This window comes from Rhodococcus sp. T7, from assembly GCF_009872365.1.
Lineage (GTDB): Bacteria > Actinomycetota > Actinomycetes > Mycobacteriales > Mycobacteriaceae > Rhodococcus_F.
In genome coordinates, this window is sequence record NZ_WXYH01000121.1 from 1 (window position 1) to 6,307 (window position 6,307).

Sequence of the window (6,307 nt, forward strand, 5' to 3'; positions counted from 1 at the left end):
TCTACAGTCCGACGACCCGTTCGAGGGCGTCGAGTTCGGTGTCGAGGTGGTCGAGGATCGGCGTCAACTGCGGGAGGGTGCGCCGGCAGCCGGTCAGCCCGAAGACGATCTGGTCGTCGGTGCTGGTACAGGTGATGTTCAACGCCTGGCCGTCGGTGGGGATCGAGAGCGGGTAGAGGCCGTCGAGGCGGGCGCCGTTCCAGTACCGCGGGGTCAGGGGGCCGGCGACGTTGGAGATCACCACGTTGAACGCCGGGCGCCATGGTCCGCGGCGCCCGGCCAGCATTTCCGCGGCCAGCGGCGCCGCGCCGAGGGCGCTCATCGCCAGCACCTGTGCCGGGCTCATGCCGCGCAACGGCGCCTTGCCCTCGTTCATGCTGGTGCGCACGGCCTCGAGCCGGTGGCCGGCGTCGGCGAGGTGGGTGCCCATGTTGCACATCAGCACCCCGAGCCGATTCCCGTCTTCGCCCTCCCTGCCGCCGCCGCGCAGCGACACCGGGACCATCGCGATCAGCGGATCCGTGGGCAAGGCATTCAAGCCGTCCAGGAATGTGCGCAGCGCACCGGAGGACAGGGCCAACACCACATCGTTGATGGTGGCGTCGGCGTGCTTGGCGATCATCCGCAGCCGCTCCAGCGGCCAGGTGCGGCCGGCGAAGTGCCGGGCACCGCCGATCGGCACGTTCAACACGGTGTGCGGGGCGGTCAGCGACAGCGGACCACCGCGAGCCCGCAATGCCCGGTCCACGGTGCCGACCGCCGCCGGCACCAGCCCGGCCACCTCGCCGAGCGCCCCGCGGGCGGCGGACAGCGCCGCACCCGGAAGCTCGAGCGGATTCCGGGCGGCCGACGCGACGGACGCGACCGACGAAGAAGGCGGCGTCCGGGTCGGCGTGGGCTGCCACGGGGCGGGCATGTCCCGCTCCTGCGGGTCCTCGCTCAACGCGCGGCGCAGGAACTTCATCGCGGACGCGCCGTCGGCGAGGGCATGATGAATCTTCATGTACACCGCGAACCGGCCGTCGGCGAGTCCCTCGATCAGGTGCATCTCCCACAACGGGCGGGAGCGGTCGAGCAGGCTTCCGTGCAGCCTCGAGACCAGGGACATCAGTTCCGTCATGCCGCCGGGCTGCGGCAGGGCGTCGCGGCGGATGTGGTGGCCCAGGTCGATCTCGGTGTCGGTGTCCCAGCCCCACTGACCCAGCGAGGTCACCGAGCGGGCCGCCCGCTTACGCAGCAACGGTGCCACCTGGTCGCTGCGCGAGGCCGCCTCCAGCATCGCCCGCACATCCGCCGCCCGCCCGTCGTCGGGTGGTGCGAACAAGGCCAGGCCGCCGACGTGCAACGGATGCTCCCGGGACTCCCCGAGCAGGAACAGGGAATCGGTCGGGGACATCGGCAACAGCATGGGATAGGGGGCCTTTCGTTCCGCGTCGTTCCGCGTGACCCGAACTCCGGGGACCCGAAGTAGGTCTGTTCGCCAGGACCGGTGGTGCAGTGTGGATGCACCTCAGGTCAAGGGTTAAGGTTACGGTTAGGTGTGTGATGGATCACAAACCGATCACGTGGTTTCAGATGTACCTCACCATCACGCGGTACGCCAACTCCGGCAACCATCCGGCACCCGGTGCCATTTCCCCAGGTGGCGAGGTGACGGCCGACTAAACGTTCGTGTGGGGTGACATCGGGCAATCCTCGAGCTAGAACTACTCGGGGTATCGACAAAGTGACACACCTCACAGGTCGTGTCACATGCGGGGCCGGCCGACACAGCCGGCGGCCCCCTGTCGATGCACGAACGCGAAGGAGAACCCATGGCCGAGAACGACACCGCACGACTTTTTCCGGAACCGACGCCACTGGCGAGGTGGCGGCGCCGCGACGGCCGGGAACTGCTCGCCACTGCGAAGGGGGTGTTGATCGCCGGCCGCGGCTACAGCGACGCACAGGCGTTCGACGAACTCCTCGACGTGGCACACCGGCACCACCTCACCGTCCTCGGTGCGGCCCGGGCCCTGGTCGACCTCGCCGGCCCGCCGCGGCAGAACCGGCCCCGCCTCGACGCGACCCGCTTCGACGAATGGGCCACCCTCTTGGCCCAGCTGCCCCCGCGCCGACACGCCGGCTGACACCTTCGCTTTGCCGGTGAGGAATCGACAGGCAGCGGTCGGGATCGAAATTGTCGGGGTTCCAGCGGGATTCGAACAGCCCTGACGGGGACCGCCGGTTCCACCTCTCCGATCGGTGACCGGCGCAGGAGGGATGGTTGTGGAGTTCAAGTCCCTGGACCCCGACCTGTGGCGGTCGGTGCTCGACCAGGCCCCGGACCTGGTGTTCCTCTCCGATTTCGGCACCGGCCACATTCTGTATCTGAACCCGGCGGGTATCGCGCTGGTGGGCCTGCGCGATCACGCGGACGCCCGGGCCCGGACCACCGCCGAATTCCTCACCGACGCCGGCCTGGCCCAAACCCCCGCGGTGGAGGCGGCCCTGACCCGCCACGGGCATTGGCAGGGGGTCAGCGAGCTGCGGCATTTCGGCACCGGTGAGCCGATCCCGGTGTATGTTTCCGCATTCGCGGTGCGTCACGGGGAGGCCGGCCCGGCGGTGATCGCCGCGATCATGCGCGACCGCCGGCGCCGCCGCACGCAGGATCGCCGATTCCGCACCGCCCTCGAGTCGACCGCGCACCGGGCCCGCGAACAACACGCCCTGGCCGAGCTCGGCCGGCTCGCCGTCGTCGCCGACCTCGACACCCTGCTGCCCGCCGCCACCGGTGCGGCCGCCGCCCTGATCGGGGCGGGGTGCGCCTCGATCGCCCGGAGCACCGGCACCGACGCGCTCGAGGTCCTCGCCTACAGTGGGCAACCCCCCCAGGCCGCGGTCCTTCGCCGCCGGAGCGGCGTCGCCGCCGGGGTACGCGGCGGCCACCGGTGAGGTGGTGGTGTGTTCGAACCGTGAGCAGGAAACCCGGTTCGCCACCACCACGATGGCCGGGCGCGGGCTGCGCAGCGGCATTAGTGTGCCGATCGGCGCCGACGCCCTGTGGGGGGTGCTGACCGTGCACAGCGCCCGCCCCCGCGACTACACCGACCGCGATGTCGCGTTCCTGCGGGCGGTCGCCACCGTGCTGTCCGCCGCGATCGGCCGGATCGACACCGAAACCCGGGTGCGGGATCAGAGCCGCCGCGACCCGCTCACCGGATTGCCGAACCGGACCGCGGCGTGCCGGCGGATCGCCGCCGCCCTCGACACCGCCTGCCGGGGCCACACCACCGCCGCGGTCCTGCTGGTCGATCTCGACGACTTCAAGGTGGTCAACGACAGCCTCGGGCACGCGCACGGGGACGCCGTCCTGATTCGGCTGGCGGGGCGCCTCGTCGGGGCGGCCGGGCCGGCCGGCACCGTCGCCCGCCTCGGCGGCGACGAATTCGTCATCGTCTGCGAGGACATCGGCGCCGAGGCGGCGATCGCGCTGGCCGCCCGGATCACCGCCCTGCTGCGAACCCCGGACCCGGACCCGGCCGCGGTCCCCGGTGCCGCTGCGCGCCAGCATCGGCATCGCCGTCTCCGACCCGACCTGCACCGCCGACGAGCTGATCCGGCGCGCCGATCTGGCGATGTACCGGGCCAAGAGCGCCGGGGCGGGCGGTCACGCGCTCTACCACCCGGGCGACGGCGACAGCGACGACGCCGACCGGGTGCTGCGGTTGTCCACCGACCTGCGCACCGCCCTCGACCGCGACCAGCTGACCCTGCTCTACCAGCCGATTTTCGATCTGAGCAGCGGCGCCGTCGGCGCCGTCGAGGCCCTGGTCCGGTGGGTGCACCCCACCCTCGGGGAGATCAGCGCCGCCGAGTTCGTCGCCGTCGCCGAACGCACTGGCCTGATCGGTCCTGTCGGCTCCTGGGCGCTGCGTGCCGCCTGCCGACGGGCCGCCGCCTGGCCGGCACACGCCGGGATCGAGGTCCGCGTCCACGTCAATGTCAGCACCGTGCAACTTCGCGACCCCGCGTTCGCCGAGCAGGTTGCCGACATCCTCGCCGACACCGGGCTGCCCGCGCACCGTGTGGGCCTCGAGATCAGCGAGACCGCGTCGGCGTCGGTGACCGCCCGCGCCGTCGGCACCCTGACCGCGCTGCACGAGCTGGGGGTGGTGCTGCTGCTCGATCATCTCGGCACCGGGCACGGACCGCTCGGGTATCTGATCCGGTACCCGATCTTCGATTCCCTCAAGATCGACCGGTCATATATCACCGCCCTCCCGGGCCGGCGTCCCGAGGCCGTCGTCACCGCCTTCGTCACCATCGCCCGCGCCTACGGCGCCACCGTCATCGGTAACGGCGTGGAAACCGCGACTCAACTCGACACCCTGCACGGCTGCGAGTGCGATCTCGCCCAGGGCCCTTACCTCGCGAAACCCGTCACCGCGGCCCAGATCACCGCACTGCTGCGGCGAAGCCCGGGCGGCACCGGCCGGGGTGGATCGGCGCCGGCGCGCTCACCGTGCGATTGAAGCCGATACGGAGCCCGGCCGTGTGGCCCGGGGGCGATGAGGGAAGCGGCGGCCCCGTGGCAACGCCGGTCTCCTCGGCGATGAGCTGGGCGGCGTGTCGGCCGGGCCTGGCACGATCGAAGTCTCACGGCCGGGATCTGCCGGCCGGAGAAACTCTTGGAGGAGTCCCCATGGCAGTGCCCGTTCTGACCGCCGAGCAGCGCGCCGAGGCACTCGCGAAGGCGGCCGAGGCCCGCAGGGTGCGAGGTCAGCTTCTCGCGGACGTCAAGGCCGGGACGATCAGCGTCGCCGATGTGCTTGTGAAGGCGGAGACGGATGAGATCGTGAAGAAGACGAAGGTGTCCGCGTTGCTGAAGGCCCTTCCGGGCGTCGGTCCGGTGAAGGCCACCCAACTCCTCGAGGAGTTGTCGATCGCCGATACCCGTCGGATCGGTGGTCTCGGGGCCAACCAGCGGCGTGCCCTTCTCGACGTCACCGCCTGACAGCCCACGCGAGTACGGGAGCAGCCCGCCCGGAACGGTGTCCCGGTCGGGCTGCAGCGCAACGTGTTTCTCGGACTCGCCCACTACGGCGCGGCCGAGGCACACGCGGCGATGAACCTGGTCGCCCGGCCTTCGTTGTTGCCCGCCAGCCGGATGCGCAGCGCCCGGGCGTTCTCGTGGTCGACGATTTACGTGCTGCCAGTCGGGGTGGATGCCGGCTCCGACCTCGCAGCGCTCAGCTCACATGCCAGCCGGGGGGCTTGTCGAGTTCGTTCCACTCGGCATCCCATTGCGCCATTCGGTGTCGGGTGGTCGCCGCATGGACACCGCAGAGGAGAACGGCGCCGCCGCTCGCACCGGCTGCCCAGATCACGACCGCGGTGAGCACCGCGGCAGCGGCGGTTTCGGTGTCGGTTGCCGGTGCGGCGACGGGTTCACCGGTGGAGTTGATCCACACGGTGACCGTCGCGCCCGACCTCGAGCCCGGCGGGGCCGGGACATCGCCGGTGTGCGCGATGGTCTGCAGCGACCACCGGGCCCGGGCGTGATCGCTGTCGTGGGGCGTGCCGTTCGGCACCTCTCCTCGCCCGGGCCGGGCATCCTCGACCAGCACCGCGGGCACCTGCTGCGCGGTGGCCCGTTCGGCGCGGGCCTGGACGTCCAATCGGGTGTGGGTGGCGGTCCCGTAGGCCGCCGCGACGGGCACCAGGAGCAGCACTACCACCACCGCGACGACAAGCACCAGGATGGATTCGACTCGGTCGGACGGGCGCATCAGCGGATTCCGACTCCATGGTCCCAGCCGCCAGATCCGCATGCTTGTCACCTCCCAGGGGGCAACGAGGGGAAAACCGATCCTCTCCCCGGCAGAGTTGCCGCGGTGCCAGGTCCCGAAACGTGGCCATGGTCGCCCTGTCAGCCAAACTGTCTGACACCACCGACGGCGCGGGGAAATCCCACCGAGGGGCGGCGTGGACTCATCCGGGTGGCGGGTCCGGGAAGGCGGGGGTCTTCGCGTCGAGCAGCGCGTGGAGCCAGACCAACGCCTCGACCAGGGTGGTGGCCCGCACCGCGGGGTCCGGTTCGCGTTCGGCGGCCGCGAGTTGTGCCTGGGCGGCGTCCCGGTCGCCGGCGAGCATCGCCAGCACCGACCGCCCCACCCGGCCGTGGCTCGGGGGAAGCTCACCGGCACCGACGGTGCGGCCGGCGGTGGTGCGCACCTCGATCACGAACGCCTCCCCGTCCCCCGCGGGCCCGAGGCGGGCGACGACCACGTCCGCGAGCGCGGTGACCAACCAGGTCAACACG

General features: G+C 71.4%; 7 protein-coding genes and 1 pseudogene. 5 read left to right on the forward strand and 3 right to left on the reverse strand.

What is annotated here, in order from left to right:
- Nucleotide 1: 1 nt before the first annotated feature.
- Nucleotides 2–1,408 carry a WS/DGAT/MGAT family O-acyltransferase gene (locus MLGJGCBP_RS14900; RefSeq protein ID WP_160096514.1) on the reverse strand — a complete coding sequence of 469 codons (1,407 nt, stop codon included), beginning with the start codon at nucleotides 1,406–1,408 and terminating at the stop codon, nucleotides 2–4.
- Between the two features lie 406 nt (nucleotides 1,409–1,814).
- Between MLGJGCBP_RS14900 and MLGJGCBP_RS14905 the strand changes: the two genes are divergently transcribed.
- The 5 genes and pseudogenes from MLGJGCBP_RS14905 to mihF all read left to right on the forward strand — a co-directional run bounded on the left by MLGJGCBP_RS14905 (nucleotide 1,815) and on the right by mihF (nucleotide 4,999).
- Nucleotides 1,815–2,129 (forward strand): ANTAR domain-containing protein, encoded by a 315-nt coding sequence (locus MLGJGCBP_RS14905; RefSeq protein WP_160096516.1) that lies wholly within the window; start codon nucleotides 1,815–1,817, stop codon nucleotides 2,127–2,129.
- 139 nt (nucleotides 2,130–2,268) lie between these two features.
- Complete coding sequence (locus MLGJGCBP_RS51725) at nucleotides 2,269–2,937, forward strand: PAS domain-containing protein (RefSeq protein ID WP_236581099.1); 669 nt, start codon at nucleotides 2,269–2,271, stop codon at nucleotides 2,935–2,937.
- Nucleotides 2,861–3,445, forward strand: a pseudogene (locus MLGJGCBP_RS51730) (diguanylate cyclase domain-containing protein); the annotation flags it as partial. The gene MLGJGCBP_RS51725 and the pseudogene MLGJGCBP_RS51730, both read left to right, overlap by 77 nt.
- A gap of 91 nt (nucleotides 3,446–3,536) precedes the next feature.
- Entirely contained in the window at nucleotides 3,537–4,517 is a 981-nt protein-coding gene (locus MLGJGCBP_RS51735) for a putative bifunctional diguanylate cyclase/phosphodiesterase (RefSeq protein ID WP_236581100.1), read from the forward strand.
- 170 nt (nucleotides 4,518–4,687) lie between these two features.
- On the forward strand, nucleotides 4,688–4,999 hold the full coding sequence (mihF, locus tag MLGJGCBP_RS14915) for an integration host factor, actinobacterial type (protein ID WP_160096518.1): 312 nt from the start codon (nucleotides 4,688–4,690) through the stop codon (nucleotides 4,997–4,999).
- Nucleotides 5,000–5,234: 235 nt separating this feature from the next.
- On the opposite strand, the gene MLGJGCBP_RS14920 is transcribed toward mihF, so the two are convergent.
- On the reverse strand, nucleotides 5,235–5,816 hold the full coding sequence (locus tag MLGJGCBP_RS14920; RefSeq protein ID WP_160096520.1) for an Rv1733c family protein: 582 nt from the start codon (nucleotides 5,814–5,816) through the stop codon (nucleotides 5,235–5,237).
- A gap of 160 nt (nucleotides 5,817–5,976) precedes the next feature.
- Nucleotides 5,977–6,307 (reverse strand): hypothetical protein (locus MLGJGCBP_RS14925; RefSeq protein WP_160096522.1); only part of this gene is annotated, 331 nt, incomplete at its 5' end.